Source organism: Brevibacterium sp. HMSC22B09 (assembly GCF_001806795.1).
GTDB lineage: Bacteria > Actinomycetota > Actinomycetes > Actinomycetales > Brevibacteriaceae > Brevibacterium > Brevibacterium ravenspurgense.
The window spans coordinates 170,639-187,271 of the sequence record NZ_KV786021.1 but is presented as its reverse complement, the minus strand read 5'-3'; the positions used below and the strand labels follow the sequence as shown (position 1 = coordinate 187,271).

The 16,633-nt window shown below is 62.0% G+C and carries 15 protein-coding genes; 14 read left to right on the top strand and 1 reads right to left on the bottom strand.

All coding sequences use genetic code 11. The annotated features are described in order from the left end of the window. Positions 1–12 precede the first annotated feature (12 nt). A complete protein-coding gene (locus tag HMPREF3087_RS07055) occupies positions 13–1,074 on the bottom strand; it encodes a 2,3-butanediol dehydrogenase (RefSeq protein ID WP_070424407.1) in 1,062 nt (353 codons plus the stop codon). A 330-nt stretch (positions 1,075–1,404) separates the two neighbouring features. Here HMPREF3087_RS07055 and HMPREF3087_RS07050 point away from each other — a divergent pair, with 330 nt between their 5' ends. The 14 genes from HMPREF3087_RS07050 (at position 1,405) to HMPREF3087_RS06985 (ending at position 16,477) form a co-directional block, all read left to right on the top strand. Beyond that, positions 1,405–3,213 carry an ABC transporter substrate-binding protein gene (locus HMPREF3087_RS07050; protein WP_083272087.1) on the top strand — a complete coding sequence of 603 codons (1,809 nt, stop codon included), beginning with the start codon at positions 1,405–1,407 and terminating at the stop codon, positions 3,211–3,213. Between the two features lie 117 nt (positions 3,214–3,330). Beyond that, positions 3,331–4,395, top strand: a complete 1,065-nt coding sequence (locus tag HMPREF3087_RS07045; protein WP_141738898.1) for an ABC transporter permease — start codon at positions 3,331–3,333, stop codon at positions 4,393–4,395. Beyond that, positions 4,396–5,358 (top strand): ABC transporter permease, encoded by a 963-nt coding sequence (locus tag HMPREF3087_RS07040; RefSeq protein WP_083272086.1) that lies wholly within the window; start codon positions 4,396–4,398, stop codon positions 5,356–5,358. After that, complete coding sequence (locus tag HMPREF3087_RS07035) at positions 5,358–7,124, top strand: ABC transporter ATP-binding protein (RefSeq protein WP_070428579.1); 1,767 nt, start codon at positions 5,358–5,360, stop codon at positions 7,122–7,124. Before HMPREF3087_RS07040 ends, HMPREF3087_RS07035 begins: the two co-directional genes overlap by 1 nt. Beyond that, a complete protein-coding gene (locus HMPREF3087_RS07030) occupies positions 7,117–8,088 on the top strand; it encodes a S66 peptidase family protein (RefSeq protein WP_070428578.1) in 972 nt (323 codons plus the stop codon). Before HMPREF3087_RS07035 ends, HMPREF3087_RS07030 begins: the two co-directional genes overlap by 8 nt. 14 nt (positions 8,089–8,102) lie before the next feature. After that, positions 8,103–9,278, top strand: coding sequence for a DUF819 family protein (locus HMPREF3087_RS07025; RefSeq protein ID WP_070428577.1), 1,176 nt, complete (start codon positions 8,103–8,105; stop codon positions 9,276–9,278). Between the two features lie 54 nt (positions 9,279–9,332). Beyond that, entirely contained in the window at positions 9,333–10,139 is an 807-nt protein-coding gene (locus HMPREF3087_RS07020) for a serine hydrolase (protein ID WP_019175539.1), read from the top strand. A gap of 33 nt (positions 10,140–10,172) precedes the next feature. Then, a complete protein-coding gene (locus HMPREF3087_RS07015; RefSeq protein WP_070428576.1) occupies positions 10,173–11,213 on the top strand; it encodes a dipeptidase in 1,041 nt (346 codons plus the stop codon). A gap of 5 nt (positions 11,214–11,218) precedes the next feature. Next, complete coding sequence (locus HMPREF3087_RS07010; RefSeq protein WP_070428575.1) at positions 11,219–11,947, top strand: type 1 glutamine amidotransferase; 729 nt, start codon at positions 11,219–11,221, stop codon at positions 11,945–11,947. Positions 11,948–12,110: 163 nt separating this feature from the next. Then, positions 12,111–12,740 carry a hypothetical protein gene (locus HMPREF3087_RS07005; protein WP_070428574.1) on the top strand — a complete coding sequence of 210 codons (630 nt, stop codon included), beginning with the start codon at positions 12,111–12,113 and terminating at the stop codon, positions 12,738–12,740. Continuing rightward, entirely contained in the window at positions 12,737–13,255 is a 519-nt protein-coding gene (locus tag HMPREF3087_RS07000; RefSeq protein WP_256173063.1) for an OmpA family protein, read from the top strand. The genes HMPREF3087_RS07005 and HMPREF3087_RS07000 overlap by 4 nt, the downstream gene beginning before the upstream one ends. An 18-nt stretch (positions 13,256–13,273) precedes the next feature. After that, positions 13,274–13,993: a response regulator transcription factor gene (locus HMPREF3087_RS06995; protein WP_070428573.1), complete on the top strand. Its 720-nt coding sequence runs from the start codon at positions 13,274–13,276 to the stop codon at positions 13,991–13,993. Next, on the top strand, positions 13,990–14,901 hold the full coding sequence (locus tag HMPREF3087_RS06990; protein WP_070424413.1) for a sensor histidine kinase: 912 nt from the start codon (positions 13,990–13,992) through the stop codon (positions 14,899–14,901). Before HMPREF3087_RS06995 ends, HMPREF3087_RS06990 begins: the two co-directional genes overlap by 4 nt. Before the next feature lie 70 nt (positions 14,902–14,971). Next, positions 14,972–16,477 (top strand): MFS transporter, encoded by a 1,506-nt coding sequence (locus HMPREF3087_RS06985; RefSeq protein WP_070428572.1) that lies wholly within the window; start codon positions 14,972–14,974, stop codon positions 16,475–16,477. The last annotated feature ends 156 nt before the right edge of the window (positions 16,478–16,633 follow it).

Sequence of the window (16,633 nt, the reverse complement as noted above, 5' to 3'; positions counted from 1 at the left end):
GGCCCGAATTGATCAGGCGTTGGGGTTCACGAGGATCTTCACGTGCTGCTCGTTGTTGTTGATGAGCTGCTCGAAGCCCTTGTCGACCAGTTCGTCAAGCTTGATGCGGGCGGTGATGAACTTCGACAGGTCGAGTCCGCCTTCCTGCACCAGCTTGATGGTGGCCGGGTGGTCGCTGGCGTAGCCGATGGTTCCGCGCAGGTCGATTTCCTTGAGAACCAGCTTCGGCAGATCGACCTCGGGCTTATAGCCCCAGATCGACACGTTGACGATGACGCCGGCGGGGCGAACAGCGTCCATGAGCATGTCGAGAACGACCGGGACGGACGAGCACTCAAAGCCGACGTCTGCACCCTTGCCGTCGGTGAGTTCCTTGACCTTGGCTGCGACATCGACTTCGCGGGGGTCGAAGACCTCGTCTGCGACACCGGTGCTGCGGGCCATTTCCTTGCGGGCTTCCGACAGTTCCGAAATGTAGACGGTCAGACCCTCAGCCTTGAGTACGGCAGCGGTCAGCAGGCCGATGGGGCCCGCACCGCCGACGATTGCGACGTCGCCGGCCTTGGCGCCGGAGCGGACGAAAGCGTGGTGGCCAACGGACAGCGGCTCAATGAGAGCGGCTTCGTCCAGTGGGATATCGCCGATGGGGTGGACCCAGCGCTGTTCGACGACGATCTTTTCGGACAGACCACCGCCGCGGCCGCCCAGGCCGATGAAGTTCATGTTCTCGGAGAGGTGGTAGTTCTGGCCTTCGCTCGTGTCGACGTCTTCGCCGATGATGTAGGGCTCAACGATGACGTTCTGGCCGACTTCGAGGCCGGTGACGCCTTCACCGAGGGCGGTGATGGTGCCGGAGAATTCGTGGCCCATGGTGACCGGCGCCTCTTCGCCGGAAATGGGGTGCGGGTGGCCCTTCGGCGGGACGAAGATGGGGCCCTCGAGGTATTCGTGGAGGTCCGTACCGCAGATGCCGCACCATGCGACGTCAATGGCAACGGTGCCCGGCTTCAGTTCCGGTTCGGGGATGTCTTCGATGCGGATGTCTTTACGGTCGTAAAAGCGTGCGGCTTTCATACCACTGCTCCTCAAGCACTTTGGTGTATGTGTGCGAGAACTTTCGAGAATCGGGGCTTGTGACTCCTTAATCTCTGCCGTTCTCACTACCAGGTTACTCCCCGTGTTTGCTGGCCATAAGGGGTGGGTGAGGGGATTTTGAGCGCATGATGGGGAACTCGTCTTCCGCTGCTTTTGAGACAGTTCAGCGTGTGGTTTTGAACACACAAGAGCTTGTGATGTAACTTACAGAAACAGCTTCTGCGGGGCCGTCGAATCAGCACACGTTCGACGTGTCCCACGCACCACGCGACGGGGCTGGTGCGGCAAGAAGCCAGGCGGAAGGAAGATATGTTCAGATCAGCTCTCAAGAGGTGCACAGCAGCGGCCGCTGCCACCGCTATGACGATTCTCGGGGCGACCGGTGCAGCGCTGCCCGCGGCAGCCCAGTCGACCGAACAGGCGGCGTCAGACACGACCATGCGGATTGCCACCTCGGGCCTTGTCGACAACTTCAACCCGTTCACCTCGATCTACCTCACACCAACGGCCATCAACCGCTACGTGTACGAAAACCTCGTGCAGTACGACTCCAAGGACTTTGGCCCGACCGAAGGCCTGGCGGAAAAGTGGGACGTCAACGACACCGGTGACGAATGGACATTCACCATTCGCGACGGCATGAAGTGGTCTGATGGCGAACCGATCTCGGCTAAGGACGTCGTCTACACCTACACGCAGATGATGGAAGACCCCGCGATGGGCGCCGCAAACGGATCGCTCGTGGAGAACTTCGAATCTGTTGAAGCTCCCGACGACACCACCGTCGTCATCAAGCTCAAATCGCCGCAGGCGCCGAACCCCGGTGTTGAAATCCCGGTTGTTCCCGAACACGTGTGGTCCAAGAAAAAGGATCCCGCCAAGGACGACAACGACTCTGAGGTTGTCGGCTCCGGCCCCTACGTTCTGGACAGCTACAAGGCCAACCAGTCGATCACACTGAAGGCCAACCCGAACTTCTGGAAGGGCAAGCCGAAGGTCGACACCATCCAGTACACCTACTACACGAACAGCGACGCCATGGTGCAGGCGCTGCGTGCTGGTGATGTTGACTTCGTGACCGGGCTGAGCCCCGAACAGATGAAGGCGCTGGAAAACGCCGACAACATCGAAACCAATGTCGGCGAATCGCGCCGCTTCACGGCCCTTGGCGTCAACCCCGGCTTTGAAACCCCGGAGGGCGAAGCCTACGGAACCGGCAATGAAGCGCTGAAGGACGTCAAGGTCCGCCAGGCTCTGCGCCTGGGCATCGACATGAAGACCCTGCGCGAACAGGTCATGCAGGGCTACGCGACAGAGGCAACCAGCTTCGTGCCGGAGTCCTTTGAGAAGTGGCACCTGCCGAAGTCCGACAAGATCGTCTCCCACGACCCCGAAGCCGCCAAGAAGCTGCTCGATGAGGCCGGATGGAAGGAAGGCTCCGACGGGATTCGCGAAAAGGACGGCAAGAAGCTCTCCCTGCGTCTGCTGACGGATGCCGAAACTCCGACGGAGCAGTCCATCGCGGAGTTCATCACTCCGTGGCTGAAGGACATCGGCGTTGAAATCAAGGCTGAGTCCAGCGACTCCGACACGATTTCCGACCGCACGATGAAGGGCGACTTCGACATTTACGTGACCGGCTGGTCGGTCACGCCTGACCCGGAATATCAGCTGTCGATCAACACCTGCGCTTCGCGTCCAGACTCTGAGGGCAACGGCCCGACCTCGCAGGACGGCTACTGCAGCAAGACGTTCGACGAACTGTACAAGAAGCAGCACACCGAACTCGACGAAGGCAAACGCCAGGAGCTCGTACACCAGGCTCTGCAGCAGCACTACGATGACGCTCCGCAGATCACCCTGTGGTACGCCAAGCAGCTCGAGGCCTACCGCTCTGACCGCTTCGGCGGCTTCACCACGCAGCCCGAAGACGGCGGTGTGATCGGCAACCAGTCAGGCTACTGGGGCTTCCTCACGGCAGCTCCCGCTGACGAGGTGGACGGCGGCAAGGGCGGCTCCTCGGCTGGCCTGTGGATCGGCATCGGTGCGGTCGTCGTGATCGCAGCAGTTGCCATCCCGCTCGTTCTGCGCCGCCGCAACGCCGACGACCGAGCGTGAGACTACGGGACACCTAGCCCACAGATTCGAGGCGCCGGACACACGAGTGGTGACCGGCGCCTCGAGCACCTTTAACGCACTGCCCAAGAGCCTCAGCAGTACGTGGAAAGCAGAAAAATGTCTGTGAACGCAGAGACACGGGCCGCCAACAAGAAGCTCAAGCATCAGGCTTCCGGCGGTTCAGAAGAAATCGATGCGCCCCCGGCGGGCCAGTCCTACCTCAGCTACCTGCTGAGGAAAGTGGGTGGAGCGGTCATCAGCCTGTTCATGGTTGTTGTGCTGGGCTTCTTCGCCTTCCGGGTCCTGCCGGGCGACCCGGTGCAGAAAATTGCGCGCGAAAGGCAGATGAGCACCGAGCAGATGGCTCAGCTGCGCGCCGAATACGGTCTCGACAAGCCCGTGCTCGTCCAGTTCTGGGACTACCTGGTGGGCATCTTCAGCGGCAACTTCGGCACCAGCTACGTCTACAAGCAGTCGGTCGCCAGCCTCATCGCCGAGTACGCGTGGCCGACCCTGCTGCTGACGGGCACGTCGGCGATTCTGGCCATCACTCTGGGTCTGTGGATGGGACAGCTGGCGGCGTGGAAACGCGGTTCCCTCTTCGACAAGCTGACAACCTCCACAAGCCTCGTCTTCTGGTCTGTGCCGACCTTCTGGCTTGCTCTTCTGCTGCTCATGGTATTTGCCGGAAAGCTGCAGTGGCTGCCTACCGGCGGCATGGTCTCACCCGGGATTGAACCGGGCAGCTTCACATACGTGGTCGATGTAGCCAAGCACCTCATTCTTCCCGTCATCACCATGACCGCGGTCATCTACGCGCAGTACCTCATGGTGATGCGCGCATCTCTGCTGGGGGAGATGAGCGCCGACTACCTGACCACCGCACGCGCCAAGGGCCTGCGCGAAGACGACGTCCGGCTTAAGCACGCTGTGCCCAACGCACTGCTGCCGACCGTGACGCTCGTCTTCATGCACATCGGCGGTCTCATTGCCGGTGCGCTCACGGTCGAAACCGTGTTCTCGTGGCCTGGTCTGGGCAAGCTGACCTTCGAGGCGATCTCCGGTCCGGACCTTCCGCTGCTGCAGGGCACGTTCGTGGTCTTCTCAGCGGCCATCATCATCATGAACCTGCTGGCTGACCTCGTGTACCGCCAGCTCGACCCGCGCGTCAGGAGGGCCTGAATGACTTCCCGCAACACCTCCTCCGAAAAGCAGACGGCTGCCGCTCGCGAAAAGCAGGGCACGGCTGTTCCCTCGAGCGTCCGCGCTCTCACATGGAGCCGGCGTGCAGAAGCCTGGAAGAAGAACTGGAAGATCTTCCTGGAAGACCGCGCGGGCGTTGCCGGTGCGATCGTTCTCATCCTGGTGATCCTCGTAGCCGTGTTCGCTCCGCTCATTGCAGACCGCTCCATGCTCGACGTCACCCAGAACCTCGACAATCCGCGCTACGCACCGCCGAGTGCGGAGCACCCGCTGGGCACAGACAACTACGGCCGCGAACTGTGGGCGCGCCTGGTGTGGGGTGCCCGAGTTTCGCTCATCGTCGGTGTGGCCGCCACGGCCATGTCGATGATCATCGGAACGATCATGGGCATCGCCGCAGGCCACTTCACCGGCTGGGTCGGCGGACTGATCATGCGCGTCATCGACTTCTTCCTGGTCCTGCCGTCGCTGCTGCTGGCAATTGTGCTGTCCTCTGTTCTTGAGCGCGGAGTCTTCACAATCGTCATTGCGATCGGTGTGACCTCGTGGGCGGGTACGGCCCGCATTGTTCGCGCGCAGACGCTGTCGGCGGAATCGCGCCTCTACATTGAACGCGCGAAAGTCCTCGGTGCCGGTCACTGGCACATCATCACCTCGCACCTGCTGCCGGCCGTTATGCCGCTGGTGCTTGCCAACACCACGCTGACGGTCGGTGGTGCGATCATCGCTGAATCAACACTCGCGTTCCTGGGCCTGGGCGACACAACTCAGCAGTCCTGGGGAACCATCCTGAAGAACTCGATGGATGTTTCGGCTGCAACCTCCGGCTACTGGTGGTTCATCCTCACCCCGGGCCTAGCGATCGTCGCGGTGGTGCTTGCGTTTACGCTGGTGGGCCGGGCCATTGAAGCCATTGCCAATCCGACCCTCAGGAGCCGCTGATGAGTACAGCAGAAACAGCTGCCGCTGCCGCGGGCAAGGATCTTGTCTTTGACGACGTTTCGATCACGTACTCGTCGCGAACCTCCCGAGGCGACATCCCCGCGGTGTCGAACGTCAACCTCGAACTGCCGGCCGGCGGCACACTGGGCATCGCCGGTGAATCCGGTTCGGGCAAGTCCACGCTCATCCTCTCGGTGCTGCGCCTGCTGCCGGACAACGCGACGCTGACCGGGCGCGTGCTGTTGGGCGGCACCGACATTGCCGAACTGAACTTCGGCCAGATGCGCGCGGTCCGCTGGTCGGAAGCCGCGATCGTGTTCCAGGGTGCCCTGCACTCGCTCAACCCGGTGCGCCCGGTGGGCAAGCAGATCCTCGAAGCACTCAACCTGCACGTGAAAGACGAATGGCGTTCCGAAGCTGATCGCAAAGCGCGGGTTCTCAGCCTGCTGGAGCAGGTGGACCTCGACGCGCAGATCGCGCAGGCGTATCCGCACGAACTGTCCGGTGGGCAGAAGCAGCGCGTCATGATCGCCATGGCCCTGGCCTGTGATCCCGACATCATCATCGCCGACGAACCGACCACGGCTCTTGACGTCATCGTGCAGGAGCAGATCCTCACCCGCCTGCGGGAGCTCGTTGAGGCGCGCGGCATTTCGCTGCTGATGATTTCGCACGACCTTTCGGTGCTGGCCACAGCGTGTGAGCGGATTGCAATCATGAAGCAGGGCAAGATCGTCGAAATCGGACCGGCCGAAAAGATCTGCACCCAGCCGGAGGAGCCCTACACTCAGCAGCTGGCGGATGCGTTCCCCACCATCGGCGACCCTGAATCGCGTCTCAACCCGATCACCCGCAACCCGGCTCGCGTTGATGTCGAAACTCCGCACACCATGACTGACGAGGTGGTGCTGGAGGCACGGAACCTCAACGTCACGTTTAAGGCGCGGGGACGACTGACAAAGGCCGTCAACAACGTTGATCTCAAACTGCACCGCTCGGAGGTTCTTGCTGTTGTCGGCCAGTCCGGTTCGGGCAAGACGACGCTTGCGCGAACGCTGCTTGGCCTGCAGCAGCCAGACGCCGGATCCGAGCTGCTGTTCCAGGGTGAGCCTCTGCCGACCAGCAAGCGGGGCCTGCGCAAATTCCGGCGCGATGTGCAGATGATCCTGCAGGACCCGTCAGGTTCGCTCAACCCTTCGCGCTCGGTCTATGAGTCCGTGGCAGAAGGCCTGCGCGTGCAGAAGTTCACCGGTGACGAACGGGCGCGTGTGAGTGAAAGCCTGGAAGCTGCGGAGCTGATTCCCGCCGAGGACTTCTTTGAGCCGATCCCGCAGGAGCTTTCCGGTGGGCAGCGTCAGCGCGTTGTCATTGCCAGCGCGCTCGCGCTCGAACCTGATGTTCTCATTGCCGACGAACCTGTGGCTTCCCTCGACGCTTCGGTGCGCGGTGAGATCCTGTCGCTGTTCCTGGCCTTGAAGAAGAACATTGGGCTCACAGCGCTCGTCATCACCCACGACCTCGGTCTGGCATGGAACATCGCCGACACGGTGGCCGTCATGTACCGCGGTGAAATCGTTGAACACGGTCCGGTTGAGGATGTTCTTTTGAACCCTCAACACGACTACACACGCAAGCTGCTGGCCGCAGTGCCCGGCTTCCGCTCCGAACGGGCCGCACAGGGACAGACCGCGCAGGCTGTCACCGCGAAGACGGACGACCCTGTGGCAACCACAACAGAAGAAACCGGAGGTGCCGTCAATGACTGACCGCAACCCCTATGTACAGCAGGCCCCACTGGCCCCGGGCGACCGAGTGTGGCTTGTAGCCCCCTCGGGACCAGCACCCAAGGGAACTGTTGAACCGGCAATCGCCGCGCTGGAAGAGTGGGGACTCGACGTGCAGGTCGGAGAGAACCTTCGCAAAGTCGATGCCCGCGCCTCGTACCTGGCCGGCAGCGATGACGAACGCCGCAGCGACCTGGTCAACGCCTGGTGCGACCCCGAGGCCTCCGCTGTCATCGCTCTGCGCGGCGGCTACGGGGCCATGCGCCTGCTGGACGGCATCGACTTCGGTTGCATGGCGAAGAACGCGCTGCGTCCTGACGGCCGTCCCAAGCTGATGACGGGTTCGAGTGACATCACCGCCCTGCACCAGGCGTGGGCGCACCACGTAGGAGTGCCCACGCTGTTCTGCCCCATGGTCGGCAACGCCGTTTTCGGCGACAGTGAGCGCGTGCGCACTGACATCAAGCGCTGGCTGTTCTCACCGTGGTCAGACGAACAGGTGCGTCTGGGTGAACCGGCGCAGACTCTCACTGCCGGTGAGTTCACGGGAATCACCTATGGAGGCAACCTCAGTCTGCTCGCCGCCGGTGTTGGGGCGCCGGAATTCCAGCCGGGAGCACCCGAGGAGCCGGGCATCCTCTTCTTGGAAGACGTCGACGAGGATGTGTACCGGCTGGACAATCTGCTGCTGCAGCTCAAACGGATCGGCTGGCTCGAACGGGCCGGCGCCGTCGTCCTGGGCTCGTGGGAGAGCTGCGGTGAAGACGACGACCGCAGGGCGCTTCTGCGCGAATACTTCGGCGACGCCCAGGTGCCGGTCGTGTGGGAAGTCGAACTGGGCCACCACCCGCACGCCGGTTCAGTGCCCTTCGGCGTGCGCGCCACACTGAGCGCACCGGCAGACGGTGCCGCACCGACAGTGACAATCGAACCGAACGAGGAGTGAACCCCTAAACAGTTATGATCACCGACGGTTTTCTGTTCATCAGCCTGCTCATCGCAATAGCCGCGATACTCGTCTACCTGGACAAAGCCCGTGGGCTGCCAGTCTTCAGGTACGTTCCCGGCTTCGTCTTCCTCTACCTGATAGCGGCGCTGCTCAACACCGTCGGAGTATTCGGCGAATCCGATTCAATCGATGCTGTCGGCGGGGGAGTGAAAGATGCTCTGCTGCCGGCAATGATCATGCTTCTGCTGTTCCAGTGCGATGTCCGCAAGATCATCAAACTGGGCCCAAAGCTGCTGCTGACCTACGCGGCCACCGCCGTTTCGATCATGCTGGGATTCATCATCACATTCGCCGTGCTCAAGGGGGTTCTCGAAGCTGAAGCGTGGAAGGGTCTGGCAGCGCTCGCAGCTTCGTGGACCGGCGGTTCGGCGAACATGGCGGCCGTGCAGGGAATCCTCAACCCGCCGGAGAACATCTTCGGTCACGTTCTCATCGTCGACACCATCGTGTACTCCGTGTGGCTGCTGGTGATGTTCTCGTCCGTCGGCATCTCTGACAAATTCAACGCGTGGACAAAAGCCGACACTTCGGCCCTGTCTTCGCGTGCAGCCTCGACTGGTGAAGGCGGCGAAAAGCGCTCCGCTGATGAAGAGAAAATGGACCTCGTGGCGCTGTTCCGGGTTCTGGCCATCGGTCTGTTCGGTTCAGCGCTGGCCACTGTGATCGGCGGAAAACTGCCGGAAATCGGGGTCGTCGTGAACTCGACAACCTGGACCATCCTCATCGTCAGCATCGTGGGCCTGATCATCGGCTCGACCAAGTACGGAAAGATGGCCGGCGCATCGGATGTCGCCTACATCATGCTGTACATCATCATCGGAGTCATTGCGGCAGGGTCCGACTTCACATCGCTTGTCGAAGCGCCGATCTACCTGCTTGCCGGGCTCATGGTCGTGACCATCCACTTCGTCCTCATGATCATCTACGCCAAGCTGACAAAAACGGAGCTGTTCAGCCTGGCTGTCGCTTCGACCGCGAACATCGGCGGTGTGGCCTCCGCGCCCGTTGTCGCCGGTGCGTTCAACCGAGAGCTCGTACCCGTGGGAGTTCTCTTCGCGCTCATCGGCGCATTCGCCGGCACGTTCTTCGGTCTGGCCGCCGGCCAGGTTATGAGCCTCTTCGCATAGATTTGATCTCGCAACAGAAGCCGGCCGCGAACAACGCCGGAGAAAGGCAGAACAATGACAGCTGACCTGTTCACCCGTCTCGACGGAGTTGAATTCTCGGCACGCGCAATCGACATCGACACGGGCGAAGAGGTGTTCAGCCACGAACCCGACCGCGTGCTCTCCACCGCATCGATCGCCAAGATCTTCCTGCTGCACGCAGCGCTGAAGATGAAGAACAACGGTGAACTGCGCCTGGATGAGCGGCTGACCCGCAACGCGGCAGAGCGCGTCGACGAATCCGGCATCTGGTACCTGCTTGACCAGCCGGATCTGACAATCCACGACGTCGGCATGCTGATCGGCGCCTTCAGCGACAACTTCGCCACGAACGTGCTCATCTCCCGTGTCGGCCTGGACCGCGTAGCCAAAGAAGTCGAAGCGCTGGGCTACAAGGACTCCGCGCTGCACGACTTCCTGCGCTGGCCGCGCCCAGCAGGAGCACCCCGCCGCCTGTCATCGGGCACCGCCTACGAACTGAGCGACTACATGGCGCGGCTGTCCCGCGACGAACTGTTCGACCCGATGACCTCGGAAATGATGCGCCGCTGGCTCGGTGCGGGAGCCGACACCTCGATGGTGGCCTCCTACTTCGAACCAGACCCTCTGGCGCACTACTACTACACGCGCGGCGAATGGATTGTGAACAAAACCGGCACCGACTCCAGCGTCCGCGCCGACACAGGAATCGCCTTCACACGCGAACGCCGCGTGGCCTACGCGGTCTTCGCCAACTGGGCCGCAGACGAAGACCGCGTCCTCGAAGTCATGCCGATCATGCGCGAAGCCGGCGGCCTGATCAGCGCCCACCTGCACGCCTGACACACCTCAACCGGACTGAAGAAAGGACCGGCGATGCCGTCTCCACTCATCCCCATTTTCGATGGCCACAATGACCTCCCTTACCTGCTGCGCGAAACCTGCAGCTCTTCCGTCGCTGACCTCGACCGCCCCGACGGGGTTGTCGAAACCAACATTCCGCAGCTGCGCGACGGCGGAGTGGCCGCACAGTTCTGGTCGGTCTTCGTCGACTCGGCGATCAAGGGCGACGAAGCTGTCCGCTGGACGCTCGAACAGATCGACCTCGTCGACCGACTGATCAGCACCTACCCGAATGACCTCGCCTGGGCTACAACCGCAGAAGCGATCCGTGCCGAGCGAGCTGCCGGGCGCATCGGCGGTCTGCTCGGTGTTGAGGGCGGCAACCAGATCAACGAATCACTCGGCGCGCTGCGGATGTTCGCCAAGCTCGGCGCTCGCTACATGACGTTGACGTGGTCGACCACCCACAGCTGGGCTGACTCGGCAACTGACGATGCGGTGCACGGCGGTCTGAGCGACTTCGGTCGGGAAGTGGTCAAGGAGATGAACCGGATCGGCATGATCCCGGACCTGTCTCACGTGGCGCCGAGCGTCATGGACCAGGTGCTCGGCATGACCGACCTGCCGGTGCTCTTCACCCACTCGAACGCGCTGAGCCTGTGCTCGCACCCGCGCAATGTGCCCGATGACATCATCGACCGTCTGCCGGCAAACGGGGGAGTGCACATGCTGACCTTCGTGCCCTCATTCGTGTCGCAGGAACGCTACGACTGGATTAAGAACGGAGAAGAAGGCACGGCTCCGGAAGTCACCATCAGCGATGTTGCCGACCACATCGACTACGTGCGCGAACGCATCGGCATTGACCATGTGGGCATCGGATCGGACTTCTGCGGAACGGACTCCTTCCCCACGGGACTGGACAACGCCAGCACCTATCCGGCTCTCATTGACGAACTGCGCTCGCGTTCGTGGTCGGAAGGCGACCTTGAGAAACTCGGCTTCGACAACGCGCTGCGCGTGCTGGAAGCCCACGACGACCGCTACCGCAGTTTCCTGCGCTCAGGAGAGTAAGAACCATGGCCCGCATCCTCATCATCGTCAATGACGTTGATTCACAGCCCAGGCGACTGCTGCCGCGCCTGATTGACCACCACATCGAGTTCGATCTGCGAATCGGGCCGGGACCGGATGGCACGTTCAATGACATCCCAGGTCCGGACGTTGTCGACGACTACGACGGCTTCGTGTACCTGGGCGGCGGCTATATGCCGGATGAAACCGACCGGGCGCCCTGGCTGGAACGCGAGGCGGAACTCGTGCGGGCCGCATGGGATGCCGACAAACCGCAGCTGGGAATCTGCCTGGGCGGACAGCTGCTGGCCCACGTGGCCGGCGGCACCGTGAAAGCCAAAACGGGCGCACCCGAAAAAGGCGCAACCGAGATTACGTTCACCGCGGATGCCGCTGACGACCCCGTGTTCGGCAAGGTGGGTCCGAAAACCCACTTCATCGAGAGCCACGTGGATCGCATCACTCAACTGCCGGAATCGGCCCAGCTGCTGGGCAGCAGCGAACTGTGCGAAATCCAGGCGTTCCGCATCGGACGGTCGTGGGGCATGCAGTTTCACCCCGAAGCGTCTGCTGATTCCGTGCGCGGCTGGGAAGCCGACGGCCTGGCCAAACTGGGCTTTGACAAGGGCACCCTCGTTGAACACGCCGACCGCGTTGAAGAGGACAGCGCGCGCAATGCCCAGGCGCTGTTCGACGGCTTTGCGCGTGAGGTGATTGAGGCAAGCCGCCGCTGAGGCGTACACGCTGAGTTCACCTGTGTGTCTCAGAATGTCGCGAAGCTGGTACAAGTTTCCGGACTCTTGCGACTTCTGTGCGACGAACAGGGCTTTGCGCGTTCGTAGTCTTGAGTCAGCAAGCACGACAGGGCCCACCCGGTCCGCTACCGAAAGGTTTCACATGCGCACGACAAAAGTACGAACAGTCATCGCCGCGGCGGCCGTGGCTGCATCCCTGGGTCTGACAGGGTGTTCGGTTGACTTCAACACCGGGTCTGACGACAAAAAGGAAACCTCTGAACAGTCAGAGCAGACGGACAGCTCGGGCAGCTCGGACAGCGGTTCCGGCGAAGCAGCGTCCCAGAATGGCGATGCTGATTCCGGTGATGCCGAGGATTCCGGCAGCGGTTCGGAAGCCGTCGAACAGGGGGATGCTTTAGGCTCGGCCGAAGTTCCCGTGGAAGTTGACGGCGACAAGAACGCCAAGCTCAAGGTTCGCCTAATCAGCGTCAAGCGCAACCAGCAGACGGTGGAGGCTGTTTACGGCTTCACTCTGGAAACCACGATGGATGACCAAAAATCGCTGTTCACCGTTCGCGGTTCCGGTTTCCGTCCGTACGCAGTGGACACAAAGAACTTCAACAAACACAAAGCCATCGATGAACTCACCGATGTCACGGACACAAAGCTGAGCCCAGGTCGGGAATCACAGGCCAAAGCTGCCTTCGGCGCACCGCCGGAAGACGTTGACACGATGGACATCTTCCTGTGGGAAGGTGAGCCGCTGGTCAAGGGCGTGAAGATCCAGTGAGCACCCGAACCAAGCTCGCAGCCGTCGGCTTGGTCGGAGTCATGGCGTTCGGCGCTGCTCCTGCAGCAGCTGCCGTGAAAGCGGAAATCAACCCGATCAAAGCCGAGATCATCCCGCTGGAAGACAACATCGAGCCGATGGATGACACGCGCGAAGACGCCGGCGAAAAAGTTGTCACGCTGTCTTCGGATGTGCTGTTCGACCTGGGCAAATGGGACCTGACTGACGGCGCGAAGAAGAAGATCGCCGAACTGGTCAAGAAAGTGCCGCAGAATGCCACCGTCCGGGTTGAAGGCCACACGGACAATTTGCCGTACAAGGAAGGCAACGACGTTCTGTCGGAGCGCCGCGCTGAAGCTGTGTCGAAAGCCATTAAGGAAGCCCGGTCTGACATCAAGACCGAAGTCAAAGGCTTCGGTGACAGCAAGCCGATCGAACCGAATGAAAAGGGCGGCAAAGACAACCCGGAAGGTCGCGAGAAGAACCGACGGGTTGAAATCCGCTACGACGGCTGAGCCCTGCGAAGGAACACAATGTCCGCCCAGACACGACCGCATGTGCTGCTCGTCGATGATGACTCCACCATCCGCGAGCACTTGGCCCCTGTGCTGCGCCGCAGCGGCCTCGACACTGAAACCGCAGCTGACGGTGTCGAGGCGCTGCGGGCCATCGAAGCCCGCCGCCCGGACCTGGTCATCCTCGACGTGCTCATGCCGAACCTCGACGGTCGCGAGGTCTTGCGTCGCATCAGGGCTGACGACGAATGGCTGCCCGTCATCCTGCTGACCGAGGTGGGGGAGACCTTCGAACGGGCAGCCGCCCTCGATGACGGTGCGGATGACTACATGACCAAGCCGTTCGACCCGGTTGAGCTCATGGCGCGCGTCCGCGCCGTTCTGCGCCGCACCCAGCGGGGCCAGACGCCGCTGAGTGCAGCCCAGACTCTGACATCGGGTGAGCTGCGCCTGGACCGGCCGGCCCGCAGGCTATTCGTCGACGGAAGCGAACGACAGCTGACTCCGCGCGCTTTTGCCCTGCTGGAATTCCTCATGAGCCACCCCGACGAGGTGTTCTCTCGCCAGCGCCTGCTGGAAACCGTGTGGGGTTTCGAGGCGATTGTGACCACACGCGCGGTTGATCACAGAATTGCCGAAATCCGCAGGGAATTGGGTGACGATTCGAGCGATCCCGCTTACATTGAGACGGTGTCGGGTGCAGGATATCGATTTCTTGGAGCAGTGGATCGCGGATGAGCGAACAGAAACAGCAGCGCACGCCGCTGGTCATCGCCTCTGCGCTGCTTGCGCCCCTGCTCATCGGGCTGATCGTGACGGTGGGGTGGCTGTTCGTCGACTCACGAACCCAAGCGGTCATCACGGCCCGGGTGGCGTGGGCGCCCCTCGTTTTCGGCCTGCTGCTGTCTGGCCTGTTCGCGGCTGGTTTCGCCGCTGTCGTCCTTGCCAGGCGCGGTGCCGTCAAGGCCTCAGCGCAGGTGCGCGATGAGCAGACTCGCCGCCGCCAGCGCCTGCTGGCCCGTCTGGACCACGAACTGAAGAACCCCATTCAGGGCATTCGTGCAGCCCTGGCCGACGAACCGTCCCAGCGGCAGCGCGACAGCATCGATGCTCAGGCCGTGCGTCTGAGCAGTCTGCTCAGCAACCTGCGCAAGATCAGCGAAGTCGAACACGCTGAACTCGAACCCTCCGCGGTCAACATCGGCGCTCTCGTTCACGAGGCGGTGCAGACGGTTCTTGAAATTCCGGGGGCCCGGGAACGCAGGTTCCAAGTGTCGCTGCCCCAGGCACCGCGCCCCCTGCCGCACGTTCGGGGTGACTCAGACCTGCTGTTCTTGGCCGTGTCGAATGTGCTGAGCAACGCGGTGAAGTACTCGCCGCCGGGAGCGCACATTGAGGTTCGCGGCCGCGAAGAGAGTGGTTGGGTTGTCATCGAGTGCGCCGATACCGGCCGCGGAATAGCGCCGGATGAGATCGAAACCGTGTGGGAAGAGCTCGGCCGTTCACGCGAAGTCCGCGGCACTGAGGGCAGCGGGCTCGGCTTGCCGATGGTCCGCGCCATCATCGAACGCCACGGCGGCACCGCTTCGCTGCAGTCCTGGTACGGCCAGGGCTCAACCGTCACACTGCGCCTGCCGGCCATGTAGATTTTCCTGTTTTAGCCATCCTCACTGCTCTTCGTTACAGTGATTGATGTCTCGAAACAGGAAGGTTTGTATGAGTTCTGACAGCAGCTCAGAAGAATTGCTCGCATCAGACTACGCACGCGAAGCCGAAGACCACGCGGCTGATCCGAAAGTTGTCCGCCGGGCAACAGCTGCATCGGCCATCGGCAATATGACCGAGTGGTACGACTACGGCGTCTACGCGATCGCCGCAACGTATATCGCCCATCACTTCTTCGATGCACTCGGCGAGTACCAGATCATGGCCACCATGGCGACGTACGCCATTTCCTTCTTGGCGAGACCCCTGGGTGGGTTCTTCTGGGGTCCCATGGGCGACAAGATCGGCCGCAAGGGCGTGCTGGCCGCCACAATCCTGCTCATGGCCGGGGCAACAACCCTCATCGGACTGCTGCCGACCTATCAGACGATCGGCATCTGGGCACCCATTTTGCTCATTGTCCTGCGCCTGGTGCAGGGCTTTTCCACCGGCGGTGAGTACGGCGGTGCCGCCACCTACATGGCTGAGTACGCGCCCAACCGTCGCCGCGGCTTCTTCGGTTCGTTCCTCGAGGCGAGCTCGCTGACCGGCTACGTCATCGGTGCGGCACTCATGCTCATCATCCAGTTCACCGTGACCCCTGAGCAGATGGACTCCTTCGGCTGGAGAATCCCGTTCCTCATCGCACTTCCCATGGGCTTCATCGGCTGGTACCTGCGCTCGAAGCTTGAAGACACCCCGGTGTTCAATGAAATCCAGGAAGACCCGGAAGAGGACGACACCTCGACAATGGACCGCTTCCGCGCGGTGTTCAAGGAGTACCGCCGCGACGTCATCATCCTGTTTGCGCTGGTCGCAACCGTCAACATGGTCAATTACACGCTGCTGACCTACATGCCGTCCTACTTCGAAGCGCAGATCGGCATGGATTCGCAGACGTCGCTCATCGTGATCCTCGTCGGCGAGCTGTTCATCGTGCTGTTCATGCCGATCTTCGGCGCGGCATCGGACAAGTTCGGCCGCCGTCCGCTGTGGTTCTTCACCACGATCGCGGTGGGTGTTCTTGCCATCCCCATGTTCAAGATGATGTCGCTGGGCTTCGGCTTCGCGCTCGTGGGCTTCGCCGTGCTCGGGATTGCCTACGTGCCGATGCTCGCCACGATTTCGGCGACCTTCCCGGCGATGTTCCCCGCACACGTGCGTCTGCTGGGCTTCTCGGTCACCTACAACCTGTCAGTGTCGGCTCTCGGCGGCACGGCAGGCCTGATCAACGAAGCCGGCGTCAAGGCAACAGGCGACCTCCTGTTCCCGGCGTACTACATGATCCTCGCCTGCGTCATCGGTCTGGTGGCCACGTGGTTCATGCCAGAAACCGCTGGTGCATCGATTCACGGTCGCCAGCAGCCCGGCACCGTCGGCACCCGCGTTATGCCGCAGTCGCCCGCGGACAAAGCACTGGCTGGGCGTCGTCAGCCCGGCCAGCGCGGCATGACGCACGACGAAATGGTCGAAAAGGCTGAACGCGTCGCAGAAGAAGACGAATCCAGCGACGCTTGAGCTCACAGGCCGTAAAGCCGCACGGCACCTCGTCTGCACAGGGGCCTTCGGTCCACTCTCCGGAGTGAACCGAAGGCTCCTATTCGTGCGCCGCGTGCACGGGCATCCCCGGGCTTCCCTAGAATCCTGTGTATTCCCTTAATGCCATTCTTTGTT

What these genes read in the sequence shown, in the direction of transcription:
- HMPREF3087_RS07030 (WP_070428578.1), top strand. Translation starts at nt 7,117, where the DNA reads ATGACTGACCGCAACCCCTATGTACAGCAGGCCCCACTGGCCCCGGGC.
- HMPREF3087_RS07040 (WP_083272086.1), top strand. Translation starts at nt 4,396, where the DNA reads ATGACTTCCCGCAACACCTCCTCCGAAAAGCAGACGGCTGCCGCTCGC.
- HMPREF3087_RS07015 (WP_070428576.1), top strand. Translation starts at nt 10,173, where the DNA reads ATGCCGTCTCCACTCATCCCCATTTTCGATGGCCACAATGACCTCCCT.
- HMPREF3087_RS06990 (WP_070424413.1), top strand. Translation starts at nt 13,990, where the DNA reads ATGAGCGAACAGAAACAGCAGCGCACGCCGCTGGTCATCGCCTCTGCG.
- HMPREF3087_RS07035 (WP_070428579.1), top strand. Translation starts at nt 5,358, where the DNA reads ATGAGTACAGCAGAAACAGCTGCCGCTGCCGCGGGCAAGGATCTTGTC.
- HMPREF3087_RS07010 (WP_070428575.1), top strand. Translation starts at nt 11,219, where the DNA reads ATGGCCCGCATCCTCATCATCGTCAATGACGTTGATTCACAGCCCAGG.
- HMPREF3087_RS07025 (WP_070428577.1), top strand. Translation starts at nt 8,103, where the DNA reads ATGATCACCGACGGTTTTCTGTTCATCAGCCTGCTCATCGCAATAGCC.
- HMPREF3087_RS07050 (WP_083272087.1), top strand. Translation starts at nt 1,405, where the DNA reads ATGTTCAGATCAGCTCTCAAGAGGTGCACAGCAGCGGCCGCTGCCACC.
- HMPREF3087_RS07055 (WP_070424407.1), bottom strand. Translation starts at nt 1,074, where the DNA reads ATGAAAGCCGCACGCTTTTACGACCGTAAAGACATCCGCATCGAAGAC.
- HMPREF3087_RS07005 (WP_070428574.1), top strand. Translation starts at nt 12,111, where the DNA reads ATGCGCACGACAAAAGTACGAACAGTCATCGCCGCGGCGGCCGTGGCT.
- HMPREF3087_RS06985 (WP_070428572.1), top strand. Translation starts at nt 14,972, where the DNA reads ATGAGTTCTGACAGCAGCTCAGAAGAATTGCTCGCATCAGACTACGCA.
- HMPREF3087_RS06995 (WP_070428573.1), top strand. Translation starts at nt 13,274, where the DNA reads ATGTCCGCCCAGACACGACCGCATGTGCTGCTCGTCGATGATGACTCC.
- HMPREF3087_RS07045 (WP_141738898.1), top strand. Translation starts at nt 3,331, where the DNA reads ATGTCTGTGAACGCAGAGACACGGGCCGCCAACAAGAAGCTCAAGCAT.
- HMPREF3087_RS07020 (WP_019175539.1), top strand. Translation starts at nt 9,333, where the DNA reads ATGACAGCTGACCTGTTCACCCGTCTCGACGGAGTTGAATTCTCGGCA.